Source organism: Vescimonas fastidiosa (assembly GCF_018326305.1).
Lineage (GTDB): Bacteria > Bacillota > Clostridia > Oscillospirales > Oscillospiraceae > Vescimonas > Vescimonas fastidiosa.
The window spans coordinates 545,217-568,267 of sequence record NZ_AP023416.1 but is presented as its reverse complement, the minus strand read 5'-3'; the positions used below and the strand labels follow the sequence as shown (position 1 = coordinate 568,267).

At 55.9% G+C, this 23,051-nt stretch carries 25 protein-coding genes, 2 tRNA genes, 1 pseudogene and 1 other annotated feature; of the genes and pseudogenes, 12 read left to right on the top strand and 16 right to left on the bottom strand.

The window, feature by feature from the left end; genetic code table 11:
• The first annotated feature begins 138 nt into the window (after positions 1-138).
• On the top strand, positions 139-945 hold the full coding sequence (locus tag KI236_RS09950) for a helix-turn-helix domain-containing protein (protein WP_212821608.1): 807 nt from the start codon (positions 139-141) through the stop codon (positions 943-945).
• A gap of 61 nt (positions 946-1,006) precedes the next feature.
• Here the strand turns inward: KI236_RS09950 and KI236_RS09945 are convergent, their stop codons facing one another.
• From KI236_RS09945 to KI236_RS09900, 10 genes and pseudogenes are all read right to left on the bottom strand, one after another.
• The gene (locus tag KI236_RS09945; protein ID WP_005601707.1) at positions 1,007-1,969 is read right to left on the bottom strand and encodes a DUF3658 domain-containing protein; all 963 of its coding nucleotides are present in this window, start codon (positions 1,967-1,969) and stop codon (positions 1,007-1,009) included.
• A gap of 29 nt (positions 1,970-1,998) precedes the next feature.
• Positions 1,999-2,376: a TnpV protein gene (locus tag KI236_RS09940; protein WP_005335912.1), complete on the bottom strand. Its 378-nt coding sequence runs from the start codon at positions 2,374-2,376 to the stop codon at positions 1,999-2,001.
• The gene (locus KI236_RS09935; RefSeq protein ID WP_002593556.1) at positions 2,336-2,608 is read right to left on the bottom strand and encodes a helix-turn-helix domain-containing protein; all 273 of its coding nucleotides are present in this window, start codon (positions 2,606-2,608) and stop codon (positions 2,336-2,338) included. The genes KI236_RS09940 and KI236_RS09935 overlap by 41 nt, the downstream gene beginning before the upstream one ends.
• Before the next feature lie 161 nt (positions 2,609-2,769).
• Positions 2,770-2,922, bottom strand: a pseudogene (locus KI236_RS09930) (Maff2 family mobile element protein); the annotation flags it as partial.
• 18 nt (positions 2,923-2,940) lie between these two features.
• Positions 2,941-3,255 (bottom strand): hypothetical protein, encoded by a 315-nt coding sequence (locus tag KI236_RS09925; protein ID WP_178566081.1) that lies wholly within the window; start codon positions 3,253-3,255, stop codon positions 2,941-2,943.
• A 20-nt stretch (positions 3,256-3,275) separates the two neighbouring features.
• Complete coding sequence (locus tag KI236_RS09920) at positions 3,276-5,087, bottom strand: VirD4-like conjugal transfer protein, CD1115 family (protein ID WP_212821607.1); 1,812 nt, start codon at positions 5,085-5,087, stop codon at positions 3,276-3,278.
• Positions 5,084-5,545, bottom strand: coding sequence for a PcfB family protein (locus KI236_RS09915; RefSeq protein WP_212821606.1), 462 nt, complete (start codon positions 5,543-5,545; stop codon positions 5,084-5,086). The genes KI236_RS09920 and KI236_RS09915 overlap by 4 nt, the downstream gene beginning before the upstream one ends.
• A 68-nt stretch (positions 5,546-5,613) precedes the next feature.
• Positions 5,614-6,561, bottom strand: coding sequence for a DUF6017 domain-containing protein (locus KI236_RS09910; protein ID WP_212821604.1), 948 nt, complete (start codon positions 6,559-6,561; stop codon positions 5,614-5,616).
• 20 nt (positions 6,562-6,581) lie between these two features.
• Positions 6,582-6,797, bottom strand: a complete 216-nt coding sequence (locus tag KI236_RS09905) for a hypothetical protein (RefSeq protein ID WP_212821602.1) — start codon at positions 6,795-6,797, stop codon at positions 6,582-6,584.
• A gap of 233 nt (positions 6,798-7,030) precedes the next feature.
• Positions 7,031-7,104: transfer RNA gene (locus tag KI236_RS09900), tRNA-Gly, on the bottom strand.
• 115 nt (positions 7,105-7,219) lie between these two features.
• Between KI236_RS09900 and KI236_RS09895 the strand changes: the two genes are divergently transcribed.
• The 9 genes from KI236_RS09895 (at position 7,220) to KI236_RS09855 (ending at position 16,347) form a co-directional block, all read left to right on the top strand.
• Positions 7,220-8,344 carry a D-alanyl-D-alanine carboxypeptidase family protein gene (locus KI236_RS09895; protein ID WP_212821600.1) on the top strand — a complete coding sequence of 375 codons (1,125 nt, stop codon included), beginning with the start codon at positions 7,220-7,222 and terminating at the stop codon, positions 8,342-8,344.
• A 79-nt stretch (positions 8,345-8,423) separates the two neighbouring features.
• Positions 8,424-9,770, top strand: a complete 1,347-nt coding sequence (locus KI236_RS09890; protein WP_212821598.1) for a glucose-6-phosphate isomerase — start codon at positions 8,424-8,426, stop codon at positions 9,768-9,770.
• A gap of 85 nt (positions 9,771-9,855) precedes the next feature.
• Positions 9,856-10,266: an ATP-binding protein gene (locus KI236_RS09885; RefSeq protein WP_212821596.1), complete on the top strand. Its 411-nt coding sequence runs from the start codon at positions 9,856-9,858 to the stop codon at positions 10,264-10,266.
• A gap of 186 nt (positions 10,267-10,452) precedes the next feature.
• A tRNA-Leu gene (locus KI236_RS09880) sits at positions 10,453-10,539 on the top strand.
• Between the two features lie 210 nt (positions 10,540-10,749).
• A complete protein-coding gene (locus KI236_RS09875; RefSeq protein WP_212821594.1) occupies positions 10,750-11,637 on the top strand; it encodes a DMT family transporter in 888 nt (295 codons plus the stop codon).
• 21 nt (positions 11,638-11,658) lie between these two features.
• On the top strand, positions 11,659-12,258 hold the full coding sequence (locus KI236_RS09870; RefSeq protein ID WP_212821592.1) for an ankyrin repeat domain-containing protein: 600 nt from the start codon (positions 11,659-11,661) through the stop codon (positions 12,256-12,258).
• Positions 12,259-12,695: 437 nt separating this feature from the next.
• Positions 12,696-12,947, top strand: a binding site (T-box leader).
• 99 nt (positions 12,948-13,046) lie between these two features.
• Positions 13,047-14,114, top strand: a complete 1,068-nt coding sequence (locus KI236_RS09865; RefSeq protein ID WP_212821590.1) for an ABC transporter substrate-binding protein — start codon at positions 13,047-13,049, stop codon at positions 14,112-14,114.
• Between the two features lie 525 nt (positions 14,115-14,639).
• On the top strand, positions 14,640-15,572 hold the full coding sequence (locus tag KI236_RS09860) for an ABC transporter permease (RefSeq protein WP_212821583.1): 933 nt from the start codon (positions 14,640-14,642) through the stop codon (positions 15,570-15,572).
• Entirely contained in the window at positions 15,559-16,347 is a 789-nt protein-coding gene (locus tag KI236_RS09855; RefSeq protein ID WP_212821582.1) for an ABC transporter ATP-binding protein, read from the top strand. The genes KI236_RS09860 and KI236_RS09855 overlap by 14 nt, the downstream gene beginning before the upstream one ends.
• Positions 16,348-16,502: 155 nt before the next feature.
• Here KI236_RS09855 and KI236_RS09850 read toward each other — a convergent pair whose 3' ends face one another.
• The 5 genes from KI236_RS09850 to KI236_RS09830 form a co-directional block, all read right to left on the bottom strand.
• Positions 16,503-17,033 carry a GNAT family N-acetyltransferase gene (locus KI236_RS09850; protein ID WP_212821581.1) on the bottom strand — a complete coding sequence of 177 codons (531 nt, stop codon included), beginning with the start codon at positions 17,031-17,033 and terminating at the stop codon, positions 16,503-16,505.
• Between the two features lie 8 nt (positions 17,034-17,041).
• Entirely contained in the window at positions 17,042-17,311 is a 270-nt protein-coding gene (locus KI236_RS09845; RefSeq protein ID WP_212821569.1) for a hypothetical protein, read from the bottom strand.
• Between the two features lie 80 nt (positions 17,312-17,391).
• Entirely contained in the window at positions 17,392-18,342 is a 951-nt protein-coding gene (locus KI236_RS09840) for a hypothetical protein (RefSeq protein WP_212821568.1), read from the bottom strand.
• Positions 18,343-18,354: 12 nt separating this feature from the next.
• Positions 18,355-19,800, bottom strand: coding sequence for an MBOAT family O-acyltransferase (locus KI236_RS09835; protein WP_212821567.1), 1,446 nt, complete (start codon positions 19,798-19,800; stop codon positions 18,355-18,357).
• A 71-nt stretch (positions 19,801-19,871) separates the two neighbouring features.
• Complete coding sequence (locus KI236_RS09830; RefSeq protein WP_228738140.1) at positions 19,872-20,420, bottom strand: NUDIX hydrolase; 549 nt, start codon at positions 20,418-20,420, stop codon at positions 19,872-19,874.
• A 320-nt stretch (positions 20,421-20,740) separates the two neighbouring features.
• On the opposite strand from KI236_RS09830, the gene hydA reads away from it, so the two are divergent.
• Positions 20,741-22,114: a dihydropyrimidinase gene (gene hydA / locus KI236_RS09825; RefSeq protein ID WP_212821565.1), complete on the top strand. Its 1,374-nt coding sequence runs from the start codon at positions 20,741-20,743 to the stop codon at positions 22,112-22,114.
• A gap of 17 nt (positions 22,115-22,131) precedes the next feature.
• Positions 22,132-22,665 carry a hypothetical protein gene (locus tag KI236_RS09820; protein ID WP_212821563.1) on the top strand — a complete coding sequence of 178 codons (534 nt, stop codon included), beginning with the start codon at positions 22,132-22,134 and terminating at the stop codon, positions 22,663-22,665.
• A gap of 76 nt (positions 22,666-22,741) precedes the next feature.
• Here KI236_RS09820 and KI236_RS09815 read toward each other — a convergent pair whose 3' ends face one another.
• Positions 22,742-22,939, bottom strand: a complete 198-nt coding sequence (locus KI236_RS09815) for a hypothetical protein (RefSeq protein WP_212821561.1) — start codon at positions 22,937-22,939, stop codon at positions 22,742-22,744.
• Positions 22,940-23,051: the final 112 nt, after the last annotated feature.

Genomic DNA, 23,051 nt, shown 5'->3' with positions numbered 1-23,051 from the left:
GAACATTTTTGTGCCCTGTGCCGTATGTCCACAAAGTAGGAATTAGGGGTAAAAATCAGAAATTTCCACGATTGCGGAAAGTGTGATATAATCCAGATAAGCGGCAGCAATGAAACCATTGGAAAGGAGCGTGCGCCCATGAAAGGAGCAACAAGCATACAGGAACGCCTTTGGGAACTCCGCAAGGACAAAGGCTTAAATCTGGAAGAACTATCAAAGCTGACGGGCATTTCTAAATCAGCCCTTGGCAGTTATGAAAAAGAGGATTATAAGGAAATCAATCATGGCAACCTTATCACGCTGGCAGACTTCTATGGGGTTTCCGTCGATTATCTGCTGTGCCGGACAGAGAACAGGGAGCAGATCAACACGCCACTGACGGAGCTGCATTTGAACGATGAGATGGTGGCACTGCTGAAAAGCGGTCGGATTAACAACCGTCTGCTCTGCGAACTTGCCACCCATAAGGACTTTATCAAGTTTCTTGCGGACATTGAGATTTATGTGGACGGGATTGCCACCATGCAAATCCAAAATCTCAACTCCCTTGTTGATACCGTCCGGCATGAAATTATTGAACGGTATCGCCCCGGCGAAGATGACCCGCATTTGAAGGTGCTGCAAGCCGCACATATCAGTGATGATGAGTATTTCAGTCACATGGTTCTGGATGACCTCAACCTGATTATCCGGGATATTCGGGAATTCCACAAAAAGGACAGCGAGAGTGCGCCCCAAACTACCGTTGCCGATGAACTGAAAGAAAATCTGGAAGCGGTCGAAAATTTCAAGGGCAGTCGAGATGAAAAACTGGTTATCCTTTACTGCAAGCAGCTTGGTATCAACTATAAAAACCTGTCAGAAGAAGAATTTCGCTGGTTCATTCGTATTCTCAAAAAATCAAAGAAAATGGGAACGCCTATCAGCCAGAGGAAAAAACGGTAAAGGAAAACCGCTGTTGCATGGTTTGTTGGATTCCATGTAGCAGCGGTTTGTGCTGTGGTTATTATTTCATTCGTTTTCTTAATATTCGGCGATAATTTGTTTCTCCCTTTGGTGCGTCCTGTATAATTTCCAACACACCATCTTCAAGCATTTTATCAATGCGATTGGAAATCCATACATCACTAATTCCAAGTTGATATTTTCCTAAAACATTACCTATGACAATAGCCATTTTGAATTGCTCTGGCTGTTCCGCAATTTCACGAAGAATGAAACTATCATATATATCTTCTGAAACGCTTTGCAATTTACCATTTAACATTGCACGCAAAGGTGCATTTTCATTTTGAAGTTGATTCCATTTCATAGTACAAGCTGAAAGAAATACAGGATTAGCTTTCTCTTGTAGAGTTATATAGTTTCCCCATTCGCCAGGAGACACCTCGCCCCATGCTATTTTGGATGTCATAGTATTTTCTTTTCCATATTCCCATGTAGGTAACTTAACCAAATAAATTGTTGTCTGGCAGTTTAATGGTTGAAGTTGTTTCATAAGCCAATACATACCACAAAGCTCATCTGGATTATAGCTATACCAAATGCGAATTTCTTCCCCAGCTACATATCGTTCAATCACTGAGGTCAATGTAGTTTTAATTTTCTGTATTTTTTCTTCAACCTGATAATCTAAATCCTCTACAAAGCAGACAGACAGCATTTTCTTGAAAATATTTTTCCGCTGTTCGCCAATTCCATTATCAGAAATATCTCCCACACTAAGAACCATATCAAAACAATAAACATCACTGCTCTTGCCTCCCAATGGAATAGCATTCTCCCAAGCAATGCGTTCTTGTTCCTGTGCTTGAAGCTGTGCCTTTTTCATTTCATCTGAAGATGGAACACTCCCGTCTTCGTGCCTCATAAATATTGAAACAGCACTTCCTCTATACTTTCCCTTGCCGTAAGTTTGGGCAATTTTCAAACTTCCACAGGCACTTTCACCAAATACAATTTCAATCATCTTATATACCTCCGATTTAATTGCTCCCGTTATGAATAAATCATCTCATACAAAACAATTTCTTCTGCCCTGTTGTGAATGTTATTGCAACGCTGCACCCATTCCATTTGTCGGGTACACTTCAATTCCTCTGTCACGCCCTCGGTAGCTTTCATCTGCTCCATGATAGTGTCTAACCGTTTTTGTGCCTGTTCATTCAGGTCTGCAAGATATGTCAACAATTCTCCGGTCAGTATCAATGTATTCAATCTGGCTGGGTGGACTTCTCTTAAATATTCCCGGTGCATTCGTCCGTACTTTCCGATAGGGCGGTGTTCCTCCGGCAGTTTCAAGCCTGGAATGTAGTAATCTCCGACAAGGATATAATCAATTCCGTTTTCCGTTATTCTTGGTTTCAATTCGCTCATGTTCCTTACCTCCTGTGGAAGCAGGCTCGTCTGGTACTAACTCAATCACATCAGTAATCTCACAATTCAGAGTTTCACAGATACGGGCTAATGTATCCATGCTGATGTGCTTTCCCTCTTTGCTCATGTTGGCAATCATATTTGTTGTCATACCAGCAGCAAGCCTTAAATCCTCTTTTCTCATATCACGCTCTAACAGTGTGTGCCAGAGTGGTTTATAGCTGATGTGCATATTGTTTTCCTGCCTTTCTATCCATACCACCGGGGCGGTTGCCCCGGCAGGAACTTTTCTCTTATTATAACACCAATCTTGTGAAATCACAATTTATTCTTGTAGCCTGCCGCTGATACCGTCTGGATTGTGCATTCCCTTTCTTTTTGTTCCCTTTAATTAGCCATGAACTGTTTCATGCCCTGGCTTTTGGCACCGGGGTTGTCCGAGCCATAGCCCTCCAAGAGGTTAATCACACCCCAAATGCCAAGGCCTGCACCGAGTGCGATCACGAGGGTCTGCAAAACACCAACTGCGCTATTGAAAAATGCCATATTCGTACCTCCATAAAATCATGTTGAATTGTTGTGTGTAGGAAAATTGCAGCCGTTTTCTCCGGCTGCGGCATCGGAAGTATCGCTGTTCTGGGCGAAGTGCTGCTCTGTCCATTCGTACAGGGCAAGTGCATACAGCCTGTCATGCGACATCATAAGGCGGTAGGCTACATCCTGCGAAACCGCTTCAATGTCAATATCTGTGTAGGGAACACCGCGCCTGTCACAATCCTGCATCTGCTCCCAAAGGGCAAGACCGCAGAGGATGTTGCAGCCAATCTTTTCCCACTTGCGCATACATTCCATAAATGCCTGATAATTCGAGAGTTCCATAAACAGCTCCTTTTGCCGCGTTATTCTGCGACGGTAAAATCAGCGTCCTCGTCGGACAACTCAATCTCATAGAGGTCAAACGGTTCCTCCGGCACAATGACTGCCGAGGGATGTTTCTTCTTTTTTCGCTGCACCCGAATGTAGCGTTCTACATCAAAGGTGTTCTTCTTGTCGGCGTCGGACAGGTACTTATAGCGTGGGTGCTTGGTGATGTCATACTTCTTGGAGAAGAACGGGCGTACACCACGTAGCTGCAAGATACACATTCCGCCGTCCATTGTTGCAATTTCGTCCTGTGTCATCAGCTCCTTTCCTAATTTCTGATAATTTAAGCCGTGGGAGATTTCCTTTCCCCGATTTTCTGAGGTATTGAAGCTGTCGATGGTTTCTTTGCCCAATATCTCCGAGATTTCTTTCAGGGTTGTTTTCTCCTTACCGCCTAAAAACAACATGGTATCGCAGTTGCCGACTATGGTATCGGCGTTATCCTTGTAAATCGCCTTTAGCTGGCTCTGCGACTGCAAAATAATAGAAGCCGATATTTCACGGCTTCGGATGGTGGCAATCAACTTATCGAATTGCGGGATTTGACCGATGTTGGCAAACTCGTCCAGAATAAAGCGCACATGAACGGGCAGCCGCCCGCCGTACACATCATCGGCTTTGTCGCATAACAGATTGGTAAGCTGGGATTGGAGAATGGCAATGACAAAGTTAAAGGTCGAATCGGTGTCGCTCATAATGAGAAACAGCGCCGTTTTCTTATCTCCGATGGTATCAAGCTCCATCTCGTCATAGGCCATCAGGTCGCGCAGCTCTTTGATGTCAAAGGGAGCAAGTCGTGCGCCGCAGGAAATCAGAATCGACTTAGCTGTTTTGCCAGCAGCCAATTTGTACTTGCGGTATTGCTTCACCGCGAAATGCTCCGGCTCGCGTTCCTCCAATCGGTCAAACAGAAGATCCACGGGATTTTTATAATCCTCGTCGTCCTCGCGGGTATCGCTGGCATTTATCATGTCAAGCAGGGTGATGAAGTTCTTTTCTTCCTCCGGCGCTTCGTAGTGGATATAGCCGATCAGCGCCGTATAATAAAGACGCTCCGCTTTCACCCAAAAATCTTCGGTGCTTTGTGCGCCCTCGCCCTTGGTATTGACAATGATGGTGTTGACCAACTTCAAAATGTCTTTCTCCGTGCGCAAATACGCAAAGGGGTTGTAGTGCATACTCTTGGAAAAGTTGATAGTGTTGAGAACGGCAATGCGGTATTTTGCTCGCTGCAAAAGCTGTCCCACTTCGCAAATCAGGCTGCCTTTGGGGTCAGTAATGACATACGAACTGTGAAGCTGCATGATATTGGGCTTGCAGAAAAAACGTGTCTTTCCGCTGCCAGAACCGCCGATGACAAGAATATTCTTGTTTCTTGCGTTCTTCGGGTCTTTGGGGCGGTTGGACATCATCAGCCGTTCCGTGGCGGTCAGCAGCACATTGTTGTCAAAGACAGGATCAATGAACGGCTTGATGTCTGCCGCTGTACCCCAACGTGCCGTGCCGTACTCCATGCCCTTGCGGTATTTTTTGGCGTTCTTTTGCTTGGAGTAGACCACCAGCCGGATAATCACGGCTGCGGCAAGCCCAATCAGCAGATCGCTGGGATGGAAGCTGGGGGCGGCGCTGGCAAAGGCAGCGGAGAAGCCCTGCCCGATATGCAGCAGCTTTGCAGATATATCCACACCCTGCGCCAGCCGGAACGCCTGTCCGACCTTTCCAAACAGATAGACAAAGGCAAGATATGGGAGATGGAGTATGATTTGCTTTTTGATTTCCGGCTTCATCGGTCGATCCCCCTGTCCATATTTTTCACCTTGTCCCGCTTGGCGGTCTGAGCGGCTTCGGCCTTCTTCTCGGCAAGGTCGCGTCGCACAGAGGGCTTGCGCTCCTTATCCAGTTTTTTCTTGGAAAACTCCCGAAACGCTGCCGTCAGCACGTCCGCGTCCCGTCCCTTGAAAAACACAAGGTATCGGTCATCTGCCTTTTTCAGTGCAAAATCAATGCCGTATTTCTTCGCCGTGCTTTCAAAGGCTTTGATATTCGCATCGGTGATTTCGATATTGGAAACGCCTGTGCCATGCCGCATAAGCTGTTTCAGCGTTTGCTTGCCGCGATGGGGCGTGTCCCTTGCCTTGCGGTAGAGCTGCAAGAGCTTCCGCAGCGCGGCTTGCAGCACCTTTCCGTCCAGCTTTGCCGTCTTGATTGCAAGGGCAATCGTCTTTCGGGTCACTTCTTCCTGCAACGGTTATCACTCCTTTCGATTTTTCTGCCGCAGTCAGGGCGGGCGCACCCGCCAGATCAGCCATATCCTCATAGGCTCTCGCCCGGCGAACAGGAATAGTCCGGGATGCCTGATTTCGGCTTGCCCCAATCAGGGCTTGCCATGTCGTGAGCGACGAGGGCGGTATAGTAGTTGTCGATGGTAGACGGAGCGTTGAACAGCACCGCCCGCAGATATTGCTTGATGTTGCGGATCTTCGTGGTGTTCTCCCGCATACAGTCCATGACAAACTCGATGTGGCTGCTGTTCAGCTTCAAGAATTTACTCTTTACCAGCTCGGCGGGGTAATCGTCGCCAGCGATGCGGAGCGTCTTTCGCGCAGAGCAGACAGTTTCCAGCATGAGGTCTACAATCTCGTCCAAACGCTCCTTGTCCATTTTGGGGTCCTGCATGAGTTCGTCGTACTCGATATTCTCCATGATGATTTCACGGTAAATATCTACGGCACTCTGTTTGAACGCTTCCGTTCCTTTCCGTTCCGGCGCAGCCCCGCAAGGTGAGGGGTCAGGGGAAAGGATAGGAAAGGAATCGGTATTTGATAGATCTGTAATTGATTTTTCTTTCTTTGATAAGTTAGTTCTTGATCTATCTTTATTTAATTGCGTTGGATTTTCCGACGTCGGATTATCCGCTGTCGGATTTTCCAACATCGGTTTACCCGGCATTGGATTTTCCAACATCGGCTGCGGCTGTTCATAAATGGTGTATTCGATAGCAGTCATTTTGCCTTTTTCATCGCGTCCCTGCCGTCGCAGGATATATCCGGCTTTTTCAAGCTCCCATACGGCGGTGCGGATCGCGTCGATGCTCTCACGGTTGATATGGGACAGCCCTGCGAGGGTGTAGTCCCAATCCTCCGGCAGGGACAGCATTTGCGACAACAGCCCCTTGGCTTTCAAGGTCAGCTCCTTGTTTCGCAGATGGTGGTTTGACATGACGGTGTACCCGCTGTTGCGCTCCACCCGAAATACTGCCATAGGTTATCAGCTCCTTTCGCTCACTTCGCCGTGCCGCGCCGGAGGACAGTCAGTTTGCCCGGCTCATACGGACATTCCGCGTACACACAGAACTGGTACTTCCAATGCGGACGGTAAAAGTGACAGGTATTGCAATCCTCACAGTCGGCACAGCCGCCGTTTTCGTAGCGGTCAAAGCCGGGCTTTCCCCGCATGAGCATTTCAAACGCACGGCTGCTGCCGTTCGTAAAGTACATTGTGGCTGCACCTCCTCTCAGATTTGGGCAGAAAAAAACGCCGTAGACTTTTCTCAAAATCTACGGCGTGGGCGTATGCGAAAAGGGATGCTGCCTTGCGGTAACATCCCTTTTGACGCTTGTTTATTCAATTTTTGAGCTAACCTGTTTGCCCTCTGCCCTTAAAAGCGTTGATTTTACTGGGTTTCTGCTTGTTTTCCTATGTCAACGCTCTTTAGGGGTGTCTTTCTTTTTGGAGCAGGGTACGGGAATCGAACCCGCCTCCTCGGCTTGGGAAGCCGATGTACTACCGATGTACTAACCCTGCATCGCGATAGCTATTATAGCAGAGAAATCCGTCCTTTGCAACCGAAAAATGCCGGTAAGCATGAAATTTCTTTTTGCGGCATAGGATAGGCCAGCTTATTTGGGGAGGGTGGACGATGAAAAAGCGAGTTTTAGCGCTGCTTTTGGCGCTGCTGCCGATGGCTGTCCCGGCGGCAGAGGCGGTAGAGCTGCCGGTGGAGGCCCCGGCGGCGCTGCTGATGGAGAAGGAGACAGGGCAGGTGCTCTACGCCGAAAACGAGCATGAAAAACTGGAGCCTGCCAGCGTCACAAAGGTGATGACCCTGCTTTTGGTCATGGAGGCCATGGAGCGCGGGGAGCTGAAGTATGAGGACACAGTCACCGTCAGCGCGGGTGCCGCGTCCATGGGCGGCAGTCAGGTGTATCTGTCCGAGGGGGAGCAGATCACCGTGGAGGAGCTTTTGAAGGCTGTGTGCGTCTCCAGCGGCAACGACGCCGCCGTGGCCCTGGCGGAAAAGGTGTCCGGGGTGACGGAGCTGTTCGTGCAGCAGATGAATAACCGGGCCGCTGAGCTGGGTATGCAGGACACCCATTTCGTAAACCCCACGGGCCTGCCCGCCGAAGGACATGTGACCAGCGCCTATGACATTGCCCTCATGAGCCGGGCGCTGATTTTGCGCCACCCGGACATTCGGCGCTTTACCACCATCTGGATGGACACCATACGGGGCGGCGAATTCGGCCTCTCCAATACCAACAAGCTCATTCGCTTTTATGAGGGGGCTACGGGGCTGAAAACCGGGTCCACAGGCTCGGCAGGCTACTGCATCTCGGCCACGGCAGAGCGGGACGGCATGGAGCTTATTGCCGTGGTGCTGGGGGACGAGACCAGCCAGCAGCGCTTTGAGGACGCCAAGACCCTGCTGAACTACGGCTTCTCCGCCTACGCCCTGGCCCATGTTGCCCCGCCGGAGCCGCCTACGGTACCGGTGAAGCTGGGAGCGTCCAAAGCCGCTGCCCTGACCCCTGCTGAGAATGTGCTTCTGGTGAAAAAGGAGCGCGCCGGGAGCCTGACCTACGGCACCGACCTGCCGGAGTGTCTCACCGCCCCAGTGGAAAAGGGGCAGCAGGTGGGAACACTGACGGTGCGCTGCGGGGACGAGATTTTGCGGGAGATCCCCCTGACGGCAGCGGAGGGCGTGGAGCGAATGTCCTGGAGCGGCCTGTTTCTGCGTCTGCTGCAGCGGGCGGTTTTCGGGTAAGAAAACCGCCGGATTTCTCTTGTATTTTTCGCCGGATAGATGTAACATAGGAAAAAGAACAAAACAGGAGGGCGCTATTATGATCCGTGTTGATCTTTCCCATATGCGGCACTTTATCCCGCTGCCCTATGAGGCGGCGCTGACCCCCCGGCTGCATTTGGCCCACGAGCGGCTGCGCAGCGGCACCGGGGCCGGGGGCGAATTCACCGGCTGGGTAAGCCTGCCCCGAACCTACGACCGGGAGGAGTTCGGGCGCATCAAGGCGGCGGCCAAGAAGATCCGGGGCGATTCTCAGGCGCTGGTGGTCATCGGCATCGGCGGGTCTTATCTGGGGGCCCGGGGCGTTATCGAGTGCCTGTGCTCCCCTAATTACAATCTGAAAAAGAAGGATACCCCCAACATCTATTTCGTAGGCAACGGCCTGGATAACGACCAGCTGGCCGAGGTGATGGAACTGCTGGAGGGGCATGATTTTTCCGTGAATGTCATCTCCAAGTCCGGCACCACCACGGAGCCGGCGGTGGCCTTCCGCTTCTTCCGCCAGCTTTTGGAGCAGAAATACGGGCGTGAGGAGGCGGCCCGGCGCATTTACGCCACCACTGACCGGAATAAGGGCGCCCTGAAGGCCCTGGCTGCGGCGGAGGGCTACGAGAGCTTCGTGGTGCCGGATGACATCGGCGGGCGGTACAGTGTGCTGACGGCGGTGGGGCTGCTCCCCATTGCCGTGGCGGGTATCGACATTGAGCAGCTCATGGCCGGGGCGGCCGCCATGGAGGCCGACTGCGCCCGGGAGGGGATGGACGCCAACCCCGCCTGGCAGTATGCCGGAGCCCGGTACGAGCTGCAGCACCGGGGGATGGAAATTGAGGTCCTGGCCTGCTATGACCCCTTCTTCCGCTTCATGGCGGAGTGGTGGAAGCAGCTTTACGGCGAGTCCGAGGGCAAGGAGGGCAAGGGCCTGTTTCCGGCCAGCGTGGAATTTACCGCCGACCTCCACTCCATGGGTCAGTATCTCCAGGAGGGGCGGCGAAATCTCTTTGAGACGGTGGTGCGCTTTGAGCCCCGGGCCGGGGAGCTGGCCGTCCCCTTCGATGCGGAAAACGGCGACGGGCTGAACTTCCTGGCGGGCAAGACCATGAGCGACTTAAAGCAGCAGGCCATGGACGGCACTCTCCTGGCCCATGTGGAGGGGGGCGTGCCCAACATCCGCGTGTGCTGCGGAGCGCGCAGCGCATTCACTCTGGGAGAGCTAATTTACTTCTTCTGCTACGCCTGCGGCCTGTCGGGCTACCTGCTGGATGTAAACCCCTTTGACCAGCCCGGGGTGGAGGCCTATAAGAAGAATATGTTTGCTCTGCTGGGAAAGCCCGGCTACGAGGATCTGGGGCAAAGTCTCCGGGCGCGGCTGGCGGAAAATGATTCATGAAGTTTTCATGAATTTTGCTTTCTCCATTGCCATTGCCGCAGAAGTGTGGTATAGTATTGGTAAATACACAAAGGAGTGATCTCTTATGGTTAGACTGATCATGGGTGCGAACGGCGCCGGTAAAACAAAGCAGCTCATCGACCTGATCCACAGTGCCGTGGAGTCCGAAAACGGCAGCGTGGTCTGCATCGAGCCCGGTGCGGATATGACCTTTGACATTAAGTCCAGCGTGCGTCTGGTCAATGGCAAGGAATATAATCTGAATTCTTTTGAGTGCCTGCGAGGCTTCATCAGCGGCCTGTACGCCGGCAATTACGATATTTCCCATGTGTTTGTAGACAATCTCTCCAAGGTGGTAGGCAGCAACAGCCTGCCCGATGTAGAGAACTTCCTGCACTGGCTGGACCGCTTCAGCGAGGCAAACAGTGTGAAGTTCACTGTGACCCTCAGCATGGACGAGGGTACCGCCACCGAGGGTATGCGCAACTACCTGTAATATTTTTCGGATATGCGTACATAAAATGCACGGCGCTTTTGCGCCGTGCATTTCACTGCTTCAGGCCCCGCTCCAAAAAACCACAGCGATTGCCGCCCCCAGGCCGGGGCGTGAACGATTTCCCCGACAAATGCAAATTTTCCTCTTGAAATAGGCCCGAAAGTGCGCTATAATAATTCAGCACCTGCCGGTGTGTTGGAATTGGTAGACGAAGTGGACTCAAAATCCACCGCTGGCGACAGCGTACCGGTTCGAGTCCGGTCACCGGCACCATATCGAGTGTTCATAACCAACCTGAGAGTTGGATGTGGACACTCGATTTTTTTGCGGTGAAACGGTCCGAGCGGTCCGTGGCGGCAGAGGCATCGCCTCCCCTGCGGGGTCGGAAAGCCGCCCTTGCACCCGGGATAAAAATAGTATATGATAAGTGGGAAGGTAGGTCGCTCCTGCCTCCCCGCTTTGCTATGATAGGAGGTCCCCCCCATGACAACACAGAGAAAAGCCGACCTGCTGCTGGTGCTGATTACCGGCTTTTGGGGCTGCTCCTACTACCTGTCCGACCTGGCCCTGGGGGAGATGCCGCCCTTTGCCCTGTGCGCCGTGCGGTTTTTGCTGGCCTTTGTGCTGCTGGGCATTGTGCTGTTTCCCAAGCTGCGGCATGTAAACCGCAAGACCCTGCTGTGGGCGGTCCCGGCGGGCCTTTCCCTTACCCTCACCTACATCGGCGCCACCGTGGGCCTGCTGTATACCTCCATCTCCAACGCCGGGTTTATCTGCTCCCTGCCGGCGGTGACCACACCCCTTTTGACCTTTTTGGTGTACCGGAAAAAGCCGGAGCGGCGGATGCTGCTGTGCCTGGTTCTCTGCACGGTGGGCCTTGGGCTGCTGACCCTGGGAAATGATTTTCGCCCGGCGCCGGGAGACCTTATCTGCCTGCTGTGCGCCTTGGGCTACGGCATCAACCTCCTGGTGGTGGAGCACGCGGTACACCAGCCGGAGGTAGATGCTCTGCAGCTGGGCGTGTTCCAGCAGCTGGTGACGGGTGCGGCCATGCTGGTGCTGTCGCTGCTGTTTGAGACCCCCTGCCTGCCCCAAACCCCCACAGGCTGGGGCAGCGTCCTGTTTCTGTCCGTTTTCTGCACAGGCATCGCCTTCGCCATCACCGCCGTGCAGCAAAAGCACACCTCTGCGGTCCATGTGGGGCTGATTTTTACATTGGAGCCGCTGTTTTCGGCCATCGTGGCCTTCTTCTTCGCCGGGGAGCGGCTGGCTCCCCGGGGCTATGTGGGGGCAGCGCTGATGATGCTGGCCCTGGTGACCATGGAGGCGGGCTTTCCATTTCTCAAAAGGAAAAAAGCGGTGGAGGAGTGAACCGTCAGAAAGGAGAACATCATGGGATTTGACGCGGCACACGCCATCAGCGCCCTGTCGAAGCTGGCGCTGCGGCTGATGCGAAACGCTAACAAAAAGGAGGCTTCCCAGCAAATGGATATGTATTTTTCGGCCAAACGGCAGACCCTTGCGCAGTTCATGGAGGTCTACGACCCGCAGCGGCTTCACGAGGTACACGGCGGCTCCACCATCGTATTTGACGCCATGGCCCACCAGTCGCCCCAGGACCGATATGACATAGTTCGTTTTCTCATCGCCCAGGGTGCGGAGTTGACGGGCACGAACAGTGAAAACGAAACCCTGTTTCACATCCTGTTCTCGCGCCCGAAGCACAACATGGCGCAGACGGTGGAGCTGACAAAGCTGCTGATAGATGCCGGGGCTGATATAAACCAGCCGGACGCGAAAGGCCGGGTGGCGCTCCAGTATCTCATCAGCCATCCCAAACTGGCGGACCGGGACATGGCCCCGCTGTATGACCTGCTTTTCACCCGGTGCCGCCTGGATCTGTCCATAAAAAACGCCTGGGGCTATACCCCCATAGACCTGGCCCAAAAGCTCCCCTACCGGGCGGACCTGCTGCGGCGAATGACGGAGTGAGTTGGTACCTGATACCCACCGCGCCACCCACGGCAGGGCACACGGGCCCTGCCCTACAAAAATATTGCGCACCCACATCGGGCGGACAGGGTCGTCCGCCCCTACAATCGCTTCCGTAGGGGCCGATGCCTACATCGGCCCGACCTGGTTTTTTTCGCACTCCCGGCAGGGCACACGGGCCCTGCCCTACAAAAATGGTTGTAGGGCGGGACCCATGTGTCCCGCCGCACACGGCACCACCAATAACCCGTCCGTAGGGGCGGACGCCTCTGTCCGCCCGCCGGGCTTGTGCCGCACCCCCTTGTGAGGTGTCATTGCGAGGGCGCACCGCGCCCGTGGCAATCCGCCTCTCCCCTTCCCAAAATTTTCTCAAAATATTTTCGTTTTCCCTCTTGACAAAGGCCCAAAATGCGATTATAATGCGCTTAATTTCAAACGACAAACCTGTGAGGAAGAAGAGTAGCTCAGCACAGAGCATCCTAAGAGAGCTTCGGGTGGTGAGATCGAAGCGGTGCGCGGCGGTGTGAATGGCCTTCCGAGGGCGGCTTGAACAGGAACATTCCTAAGTAGGGTCCGACGGGAACCCTCCCGTTATCCGTGGGGTACGCATGATGGTGCGTAAAAGCGAGTGGGCATCGCAAGATGTCAATTTGGGTGGTATCGCAGAAGCAAAGGCTTTTGTCCCATGTGGGGCAGAGGTCTTTTTTGTTTTTAAAATCCAGGCCGCCGGCAACGGCCCCTCCATCCGCTACCCAAAACCCTATATTAAATTTTGGAGGTAAACAAAAATGAAAAAGAACATTCTGAAGCGTGTGCTGACCCTGGCCCTGGCCGCCCTGCTGACCCTGTCCCTCTTCGCCTGCGGCAAAAAAAACAACGACAGTTCCACCAGCACCTCCGGCGCCACGTCCTATAAGGTCGGCATCTGCAACTATGTGGACGACGCATCCCTGAATCAGATCGTGGACAACATCAAAACCCAGCTGGCTGCCATCGGCCAGGAGAAGGGCGTCACCTTTGAGATCAGCTATGATAACTGCAACGCCGATTCCGCCGTGCTGAATCAGATCATCGCCAACTTCATCGCCGACAAGGTAGACCTGATGATCGGCGTAGCCACCCCCGTGGCCGTGGCCATGCAGGCCGCCACCGAGGGCACCGACATCCCCGTGGTCTTTGCCGCCGTGTCCGACCCCGTCAGCGCCGGCCTGGTGGAGAGCCTGGAGGCCCCCGGCGCCAACATCACCGGCACCTCCGACTATCTGGACACCGACGCCATCCTGGACCTGATCTTCGCCGCCAACCCCGGTGCCAAGAACATCGCCCTGCTGTATGACCAGGGTCAGGACTCCTCCACCACCCCCATCAAAAACGCCAAGGCATACCTGGACAAGAAGGGCGTGTCCTACAAGGAGTATAACGGCACCACCACCGATGAGATCAGCCTGGCCGTCAGCAGCATCGTGGCCGACAAGGCCGACGCCGTGTTCACCCCCACCGACAACACCGTGATGACCGCGGAGCTGGCCATTTACGAGACCCTGGCCAAGGCCGGTATCCCCCACTACACCGGCGCTGACTCCTTCGCCCTGAACGGTGCGTTCCTGGGCTACGGCGTGGACTATGCCAACCTGGGCGTGGAAACTGCCAACATGGTCTCCGGTATTCTCCTGGACGGCAATAAGCCCGCCACCACCCCCGTGCTGACCTTTGACAACGGCACCGCCACCATCAACACCGACATCTGCAAGGAGCTGGGTCTGAACTACGACGACCTGGCCAAGACCTTCGCCCCCCTGTGCACCAAGGTCCAGTCCATCGTCACCGCCGAGAACTTCGACGATCTGAATAAGTAAGAAGCAAAAATTCCACCCACAGGGCGGGGCGCTCCCCCGCCCTGTTGACGGGCGAAAGGCCGCTTGCAGCCCCTCCCCCACGCACCACAAAGTAACATAATATAATGTAGGGCGGGCTGCCCTCGCCCCGCCGCCCGATAACGATCGCACCTCTTGTTATATTTCGTAGGGGCCGATGCCCACATCGGCCCGCGCGCAGGCACTTCTTGCAACCCTCCGTAGGGGCCGATGGTCCTGTTGCGGTGCCCAAAATTTTTGCGCTGCCTTACGGCTGTCGCTTAAAATTTTGACCGCAGCCACTCGCTCACTTCGCTTCCTCTGCCACCGGCAGCGCTCAGTTCGCTCCCCACATCGCCCCGCCCATGGCACTTCTTGTTACGCTCTGTAGGGGCGACCCTTGCGGCCGCCCGCCCAGACTCGTACCGCATTTCATACAATGTGTCATTGCGAAGCCAGTGCGCACACTGGCTGTGGCAATCCGCATCCCCCCGCCCCCCCATCACTCTTCATCAAAGGAGATCCCCCATGAACATTTTATCCCTGGTCCAAACCGCCCTGGAGCTGGGCCTCATCTGCTCGCTGACGGTGCTGGCACTGTTTTTGAGCTACTCCATGCTCAATGTGTGCGACCTGTCCACCGACGGCTGCTTCACCCTGGGCGCCGCCGTGGGTGCTACGGTGGCTATTGCCGGGCATCCCTACCTGGCCATCCTGGCCGCCATGGCCGCCGGAGTCCTCTCCGGCTTCATCACCGCCCTGCTGCAAACGAAAATGGGCATCGACAGCCTCCTGGCGGGCATCATTGTCAACACCGGGCTCTACTCCATCAATATCGCCGTCATGGGCGGCTCCTCCCTGCTGAACATGAATAAAACCGAGACCGTGTTCACCAAGGCCCGGGCTCTGCTGCAAGGCACCGTCCTTTCCGAGCAGTATAAGCTGCTGGTGGCGATCATCGCCGTAGCCGCCGTGGTGGTATTTTTGACCCTGTTTCTGCGCACCCGCCTGGGTCTGGCCATCCGCGCCACCGGCGACAATCCCGACATGGTCCGCTCCTCCTCCATCAACCCCACCTTCACCACCATCGTGGGCCTGTGCGTGGCCAACGCCTTCACGGGCCTGTCCGGCTGTCTGCTGGCCCAGAGCCAGAAATCCGTCAGCATCGACATCGGCACCGGCATGGTGACCATCGCCCTGGCCTCCCTGCTCATGGGTCAGGTGCTGCTGGGCAAGGGCAGCATTTTCAAACGGGCCATGGGCATGGTGGTGGGCGCTTTTGCCTTCCGCCTGGTGTACACCATCGCCCTGCGGCTGGATATGCCAGCCTTCATGCTGAAGCTGGTGTCCTCGGTGATCGTGGTGCTGGCCATCGCCACCCCCTATTTCAAAAAGCAACTTCCCATGCTGCGCCGCCGTATGGCCGCAAGAAAGGAGGCCCGCCGCTATGCTGAAGATTGAAAACATTTCCAAGACCTTCAACCCCGGCACCATCAATGAAAAGGTGGCCCTGCAGGACCTGAGCCTGCACCTGGCCCCGGGAGATTTCGTCACCATCATCGGCTCCAACGGCGCAGGCAAATCCACCCTCTTTAACGCCATCTGCGGCAGCTTTTTCACCGATAGCGGCAGCATTTATCTGGACGGAAGAAACATCACCTTCCTGCCGGAATACCAGCGCTCCCGGCAGATCGGCCGCCTGTTCCAGGACCCCATGCGCGGCAGCGCCCCCCATATGACCATTGAGGAAAATCTCTCCCTGGCGGCGGCCTCCGGCGGCTGGCTCAGCCATGTGACCCGGGCGGAAAAGGCCGCCTTCCGGGAAAAGCTGGCCCAGCTGGACATGGGCCTGGAGGACCGGATGAAGCAGCCTGTGGGCCTGCTCTCCGGCGGCCAGCGTCAGGCGCTGACGCTGATGATGGCCACCTTCAAGCCGCCGAAGCTCCTGCTGCTGGACGAGCATACCGCCGCCCTGGACCCCGCCACAGCGGAAAAGGTCCTGGAGATCACCCGCCGGACCGTGGCGGAAAACCGCATCACCACCCTCATGGTCACCCACAATATGCACCAGGCCCTGGAGCTGGGCAACCGCACCCTGATGATGGATAGCGGCCATATCATTCTGGATGTCTCCGGGGCGGAGCGCTCCGGCATGACCGTAGACGACCTGCTGGCCAAGTTCAAAAGCGGTGCCGGTAAAGCCCTGGATAATGACCGCATTCTGCTCTCGGAGTGAGCTTTTCCCGGGCCAGCCATCAACGCTGCATAAAAAGCTCGCAGTCCATACCGCCCGCAAGCGGAAAGCTCTCTGCCGGAAACCCCACGGCTTTTTCGGCAGCGCCAAAAAAGCACCCCTCATCGGGGTGCTTTTCAGCGCTTGTCGCAGCTCCATTAGTAAATTTTCTTCTCCAGCATAACCAGGTCTACATCCGGGAGGCCGTTAAACCGGCAGGGGACGATGCCCACCTCCCGATAGCCCAGTTTTTTGTAGAATTTACGGGCCACCTCGTTGCGGGCATTGGTGTCAATGCGCAGGTAAGGGCAGCCGTTTTGGGTGGCATAGGCCTCGTAGAACGCGGCGAACTGACCGCCGTAGCCGTGGGCGCTCTCCGAGGGGTCGATAACCAGGGTGTGCAGGACCATAACCTGGCTGTCCTGCGCCGGATACTGCCAGGCAGCCTGGGCGTAGACATCCACCTGGGTCTGGTTGATGATGGCGGAGCCCACGACCTTTTCCCCCCGGCGCTGCACGAAGAGCTCGTCCCGCTCCAGGGCCGCCCGGGCCGTTTCCAGAGTGGGATACACCCCGGACTGCCAGCCGATGTAGGGGCCGCCCCGGTCCTGGCGGGCGATGATGTCCTCATAGATCTGCGCCACGGCGGGCAGGTCAGCGGCGGCAGCCTTGGTGATAACGGCTTCCATAGGTCACCTCACAGGCCCAGCACATAGCTGTATATCTCAAAGCCGCCCACCACCAGGTTAAACAGTCCGAAGGCCAAAACCAGAATGGCCGCCAGACGGCGGGAGGTGTTTTTCTTTTTTCCGGTGCCCTTGAGCATATCCGCCCCCTCTGCGCACATAGCCACGCACAGGGTCAGCGCCGTAAGCCCCGGCACATAGGACACGCCTGTTTTGTGCAGGATCCCACTGGCGGCGGCAATAACCAGGAACACTACGGCAATCTTCTGCATTTTACTCATACGCAATTCTCCTCTCGGCACATAGCTCTGCCTTCAGTGTAACGGAAATGCCTCCAAAGCGCAAGGGTTTTCTTGTGGGGTCAAGAAATAAGGGCTGCTAAATCTTCTTGCAGGGCCTGTGAAAAGGCTTTGGCTCCGGACAGGTTCAGGTGGTCGATGTTCTTGAAATAGGAATACTGCCCTGAAAAGTCAGCGTCCCGGGAATAGTCCAGCCAGGGGGCACCCGTCTCTGCGCTCAGGCTCGTCATAAGGTCTTGAAAGCACCCTAAAATTTTGGCGGAATAGCACTGGGTATAGACATCCGGGTAGGGAGGGGTCACAAACACCGCGTTCCAGGCGTTTTCCCGGCAGAGAGCCGCTATTTCCCGGAGTGCATCCAGCATCACTGGGTTGCCGTCGGGCATGGCCGGTTCCACGGCGGTCAGGTGGTCTTTTTGGATGCGCTGCTGCTCGCCTGCAATGTCCTGAGGCGAGAGGACCTGCTGGCCGTAGAGGGTGTTGGTGTCTGCCCGCAGCTCCGGAGGGTGGATGAACGCCGACAGAACATCGGTGCAGTCGTTGGTCAGCAGCGGTGACCAACGCACCAGCACCCAATGGCCCACATCGCAGTCCACAATGTTTTGGGGGCTGAGGATGCGGTAGTAGCGCTCCTGCTTGTCCGAAAAGCTGTCCTCCGACTCCGTCCAGAAGGGAGACATATAGCTCACCGTCACCACCACAGTAGCACCAGGAGTCAGATGCCCCCGAAACTGCCGGAGCTGCATCAGGTCGTAGAGCGGGGTCTGGGAGGACATGGAAAAATTGAAAAAGGTTTTGTCGGGGTAGTCCGCTGCCTGAAAAGCGTCGCGGCCATGGGATGCACCGAACACGGCGAAGGTGATGCCGTCGGGCATGGCGTGGTATTTCTCCGTTTCCTCTGTGCGGTCCAGGTTTTTGTAGGTGGTTGTATGCTTATAGGCCAAGCCGCCCACCCAGAGCAGCACGGCGACCACCAAAAACAGGGCGGCACAGCGACACAAAAATTGTTTCATCGGCCAGCCTCCTTAAAACTGGAAATAGATAAACGGCGCTGCCGTAGTTTTGGGGATCAGCAGGAGTATACCCAGCAAAAACACCACATACAGGGCGTACCGAGCCGCAGGCCGCAGCCGCCCCACCGCCGCCATGGCGTCGTTCTTTTCGTCCAGCAGGTCGCCCAGGAGCAGGACCAGTACGGAAAAGACGGTGATGGCCGCCGTCAGGGTGCCGCCTGCTGTCAGCAGATGCCAGGCATCCTGCATCCAGGTCAGGGGATGCCGCAGTCCCGCAAAAGCAGCCCCCAGGACGGCCAGGGCGTCGGCCATGGTGTCCGCCCGAAAAAATGTCCACGCGATACACGCCAGGACAAAGGTTTTCAGCAACAGAAGCGCCTTGCAGCAGGGGCCGGGAGCCTTGGGGGCGTTGCGGCGGAGCCGGTTCCAAATCAGCTCTGCGCAGAGGTACAGGGCGTGGAGCAGCCCCCACACCACGAAGGTCCAACTGGCACCATGCCACAAGCCGCTGAGGGCGAATACAATCAGTGTGTTGCGCAGGGTACGGGCAAAGCCCCGGCGACTGCCACCCAGGGGAAAGTACACATACTCCCGAAACCAGCTTGTGAGGGAGATATGCCAGCGCTTCCAGAAATCACGCATGGAGAGGGCGAAATAGGGCGCTTTGAAGTTCACCATCAGCTCCACACCCATCATCTCCGAGCAGCCCCGGGCGATGTCGGAATAGCCGCCGAAGTCGCAGTAAATTTGCAGGGCAAAGGCTGCCGTGGCCAAGGCCGCCGCGCCGCCGGAGGCATAGGAAGCATCGTTATACACCGCGTCCGCCAACCGCGACAGGTAAGCGGCACACACGCACTTTTTGAAAAAGCCCCAGACCATGAGCCGGACGCCATGGGCGGCCTGGTCATACCGGAAAACCTGCTCCTTTTTGAGTTGAGGCAGGAGGTTATCCGCCCGCTCGATGGGGCCGGCCACCAACTGGGGGAAGTAGGACACAAACAGAGCAAAGGTGATAAAGTCCCGCTCGGGCTCCATCTTGCCCCGGTACACATCGATGGTGTAGCTGAGAGTTTGGAAGGTATAAAAGGATATGCCAACCGGCAGGATGATGTCCAGAGCCGGGGCGGTAAAGGGGATACCCACCGCCCGGCACAGGGCCGTAAGGGTCTCACCGAAGAAATTCAGGTATTTGAAGAAAAACAAAAGTCCGAAGTTAACGATCAGGTCGGCAATGAGCATAGGCTTTTTGGCCCCGGGATAGCGCCGGATGCACAGGGCGCAAAAATAATTGACCGCTGTGGAAAACAGGATCAGCACGATAAACTCCGGCTTCCAGCACATATAAAAATAGTAACTGGCCGCCAGGAGCAGATATTTCCGAAACCGATGAGGCAGGGCCCAGTAGAGGACCAGCACCGCCGGCAAAAAGACCATGAATTTCAGTGAATTGAAAAGCACCTGTATACCGCCTCTCCTGTAATGAATCGATGAACATTATAGCCTGTTCCGGTTGAAAAAGCAACCGGGCTTTATAGGCCACTCTTTTCCCTCAGCACCTTGGCCTTGAGCACGACGGCCACGGTTTTGGCGTCCTGGAGCTGGCCGTTCAGGCATTTTTCCACAACCTCCTCAAAGGGGAAAAACCGCACCTCCAAAAACTCGTCCTCATCCAAATGCTGCCGGGTAAAGGTCAGTCCCTCCGCTTTATACAGGTACAGCCGCTCAGCGTAGCAGCCGGGGGAGGCGATGAGCGTCCCCAGGTCCGTCCACCTTTCGGCGTCGGCGCCTACCTCCTCATGCAGCTCCCGCCGGGCCGTTATCCGGGGCTCCTCGCCCTTCTCCCGCTTGCCGGCAGGTATCTCCCACAGATGCTCGCCCACCGCATAGCGGTACTGGCGCACCAGGGCCACCTGTCCCTTGTCATCCAGGGCCAGGATACCCACGCCGCCGGGGTGGTCCACCACCTCCCGCAGGCCGTGGCCGCCGTCGGGCAGCAGCACCTCGTCCCTGCGCACACGGATGATGCGGCCATTATAGATCGGGTGGCTTTGCAGCAGTTTTTCCGTTAAGTCCAGCATGAAGCATTCCTCCTTTGGGCCCTACTATAACACAGGGCGCGGTTTTTTTCAATTTTTATAGACTTTTTTTGCGGGTGTGGTATAATAAACCTGTCAAAAATTCCTTTGGAATTTTTCGACAAAAGGCTTGCAGCCTGCTGCGCGCATAATTTTGCCGCCTTGCGGCAAAATTCCACACTGGCAGTCTGAGAGGTATTTTTCCCCACGCGCATGTCGCGGTGAAAAATGATCCCAATTTTTTGCCGCCTGCGGGCGGCAAACTCTGCGAGGCTTATGGATGCACAGGATATAATTTGTTTATAAAATAAGGAGGGCCTGAGATGAGATATTTGCTGAAAGGCGGCACTGTGGTCTCCGGACGGGGCACCCGCCGGGCGGATGTGCTGGTGGAGGACGAGAAGATTTTGCAGGTGGGCCGCAGCCTCCGGGACCCCCTGGCCCGGGTGGTGGATGTATCCGGGAAGCTTCTCCTGCCCGGCTTTATCGACGCCCACACCCACTTTGACCTGGATGTGTGCAACACCACCACCATCGACGACTTCGACAGCGGCACCAAGTCCGCCATCCGGGGCGGCACCACAACCATCGTGGACTTCGCCTGCCCCAACAAGGGTGAGTCCCTCCGCTACGGCCTGGACCTCTGGCACAAGAAGGCCGACGGCCACTGCTGGTGCGACTACGGCTTCCACATGACCATTGACGACTGGAATCCGTCCATTGAAAAAGAGATCGACGATATGTATGCCGAGGGCATTTCCTCCTTTAAGATGTACATGACCTACCCGGCCATGATGATCGGCGATGAGGCCATGTACAAGGCCCTAAAAAAGCTGAAGGAAAAGGGCGGCATCTGCGGCGTCCACTGCGAAAACAGCGGGGTTATTAGCGCCCTCATCGAGGAGAAGAAGGCCGCCGGCCGGATGGGCGTTTCCTCCCACCCGGAGACGAGGCCCGATTTTCTGGAGGCGGAGGCCGTGAGCCGTCTGCTGCGCATCGCCCAGGCGGTGGACATCCCGGTGGTCATCGTCCACTTGACCAACGCCGCCACCTTGTCGGAGGTCACCGCCGCCCGGCGTCGGGGGCAAAAGGTGTATGTGGAGACCTGTCCCCAGTATCTGGTGCTGGATGACAGTGTGTATTATAATGAGGACTATTCCCGGGCCGCCCGCTATGTGTGCGCACCGCCCATCCGCAAATCGGAGGACTGCCGGGCTCTGTGGGCCGGACTGCGCAAGGGCGAAATCCAGACCGTTTCCACGGATCACTGCGCCTTTACCCTGGCGCAGAAGGAGGCGGGCCGGGGCGACTTCACCAAGATACCCGGGGGCCTGCCCGGGGTGGAGGCCCGGGGCGAGCTGGTGTATTCCTTCGGCGTAGCCACCCGGAAGATTTCCCTGGCCACCATGTGCCGGGTCCTGTCGGAAAATCCGGCTAAGCTGTACGGTATGTTCCCCCGCAAGGGCATCCTCGCCCCCGGCGCAGATGCGGACATCGTAGTCTATGACCCCCAGGCGGACCATGTTCTCCGGGCGGAGGATATGCAGAGCCGAGCCGGATACACCCCCTACGAGGGCTTCGTGACCCGCGGCTCCGTGAGCCAGGTCTGGCTGAGGGGTCAGCTGGCGGTGGAAAACGGGCAAGTCCTCGGCGGGCAGCGGGGCCGGTATATCGTGCGCGGCAAAAATATGCTGTAAAAAATTAGGAGACTGCTATGAATCATACCTTTGGATATGTGCTGTGCTGCCAGTCGCCGGCGCTGTTTCTGCTGGCCATCGCGCTGGTGATCGACTTTTTCGTGCGAAAAGGACGGGCCAGGCTCCGGGCCATTCTGGCGCTTTTGGGCGCAGGGGTGTGCATAGGGCTGGGATTCGTGCTGTATTACCAGGGGATGCTGCAGGAATATTTCGAGGTGAAGAACTTCTGGCGCATCCGGGCCCCCGGCTGGGTGGGTCTGGTGCTGGCGGCGGCGCTGCTGGTGTATGTGCTGGTAAAGGCCATTGCCCGGGCCTCAGCCCAGCGGACGGCGCAGAAGGAGGCTGCCCGGGCCGAAAACGCCCGAAAGCAGGAGATGGAGAGCGCGAAAAACGCCGCCTATGAAGCGGGCCGGGCCGACGCCCTGTCCGGGGCGGCCGCCTTCCAAAGGGAGACCCCGCCGGAGCCGGCGCCAGCCGCTGCCGGGACGGATTGCCCTGCGGCAGAGGCGGATAAAAGCAACGAAGGCGCACCGGACAGCCCCACATTATAATATAAAATGAAGCACCGGTCCTGCGCTTTTGCGCAGGACCGGTGCCATAAATATAATATTGTGTATATCCGCGCCGTCAGACCCGGTAGACCAGGGCATCAAAGTCTCGGACGATCTCCCCGCGCTTGGTGTCCTGCACATAGACATTGTTGGTCTCGTCAAAGGCCAGACGCATGGCGAAGTCCTTGGCCTCGTCGATGCTGTCGGTCTCGAAAAAAGCCCGGTACTCCTCCGTAGATTGGTTGATCTTTTTCTGCATAATGTGAAAGCGCATAGAAGCCTCCCGAAAAATAGCCATTTTATAAACGCCCTGCCGGGCTTGCCGCCCCGGGTGAAAAAAAGGGGTATTTTTAAGTATATCCTAAATGACTGCGAAAAACAAGCCG

Coding starts and splice junctions, on each gene's coding strand:
- KI236_RS09950 (WP_212821608.1), top strand. CDS start 139: ATGAAAGGAGCAACAAGCATACAGGAACGCCTTTGGGAACTCCGCAAG.
- KI236_RS09945 (WP_005601707.1), bottom strand. CDS start 1,969: ATGATTGAAATTGTATTTGGTGAAAGTGCCTGTGGAAGTTTGAAAATT.
- KI236_RS09940 (WP_005335912.1), bottom strand. CDS start 2,376: ATGAGCGAATTGAAACCAAGAATAACGGAAAACGGAATTGATTATATC.
- KI236_RS09935 (WP_002593556.1), bottom strand. CDS start 2,608: ATGCACATCAGCTATAAACCACTCTGGCACACACTGTTAGAGCGTGAT.
- KI236_RS09925 (WP_178566081.1), bottom strand. CDS start 3,255: ATGGAACTCTCGAATTATCAGGCATTTATGGAATGTATGCGCAAGTGG.
- KI236_RS09920 (WP_212821607.1), bottom strand. CDS start 5,087: ATGAAGCCGGAAATCAAAAAGCAAATCATACTCCATCTCCCATATCTT.
- KI236_RS09910 (WP_212821604.1), bottom strand. CDS start 6,561: ATGGCAGTATTTCGGGTGGAGCGCAACAGCGGGTACACCGTCATGTCA.
- KI236_RS09905 (WP_212821602.1), bottom strand. CDS start 6,797: ATGTACTTTACGAACGGCAGCAGCCGTGCGTTTGAAATGCTCATGCGG.
- KI236_RS09895 (WP_212821600.1), top strand. CDS start 7,220: ATGAAAAAGCGAGTTTTAGCGCTGCTTTTGGCGCTGCTGCCGATGGCT.
- KI236_RS09890 (WP_212821598.1), top strand. CDS start 8,424: ATGATCCGTGTTGATCTTTCCCATATGCGGCACTTTATCCCGCTGCCC.
- KI236_RS09885 (WP_212821596.1), top strand. CDS start 9,856: ATGGTTAGACTGATCATGGGTGCGAACGGCGCCGGTAAAACAAAGCAG.
- KI236_RS09875 (WP_212821594.1), top strand. CDS start 10,750: ATGACAACACAGAGAAAAGCCGACCTGCTGCTGGTGCTGATTACCGGC.
- KI236_RS09870 (WP_212821592.1), top strand. CDS start 11,659: ATGGGATTTGACGCGGCACACGCCATCAGCGCCCTGTCGAAGCTGGCG.
- KI236_RS09865 (WP_212821590.1), top strand. CDS start 13,047: ATGAAAAAGAACATTCTGAAGCGTGTGCTGACCCTGGCCCTGGCCGCC.
- KI236_RS09860 (WP_212821583.1), top strand. CDS start 14,640: ATGAACATTTTATCCCTGGTCCAAACCGCCCTGGAGCTGGGCCTCATC.
- KI236_RS09855 (WP_212821582.1), top strand. CDS start 15,559: ATGCTGAAGATTGAAAACATTTCCAAGACCTTCAACCCCGGCACCATC.
- KI236_RS09850 (WP_212821581.1), bottom strand. CDS start 17,033: ATGGAAGCCGTTATCACCAAGGCTGCCGCCGCTGACCTGCCCGCCGTG.
- KI236_RS09845 (WP_212821569.1), bottom strand. CDS start 17,311: ATGAGTAAAATGCAGAAGATTGCCGTAGTGTTCCTGGTTATTGCCGCC.
- KI236_RS09840 (WP_212821568.1), bottom strand. CDS start 18,342: ATGAAACAATTTTTGTGTCGCTGTGCCGCCCTGTTTTTGGTGGTCGCC.
- KI236_RS09830 (WP_228738140.1), bottom strand. CDS start 20,420: ATGCTGGACTTAACGGAAAAACTGCTGCAAAGCCACCCGATCTATAAT.
- hydA (WP_212821565.1), top strand. CDS start 20,741: ATGAGATATTTGCTGAAAGGCGGCACTGTGGTCTCCGGACGGGGCACC.
- KI236_RS09820 (WP_212821563.1), top strand. CDS start 22,132: ATGAATCATACCTTTGGATATGTGCTGTGCTGCCAGTCGCCGGCGCTG.
- KI236_RS09815 (WP_212821561.1), bottom strand. CDS start 22,939: ATGCGCTTTCACATTATGCAGAAAAAGATCAACCAATCTACGGAGGAG.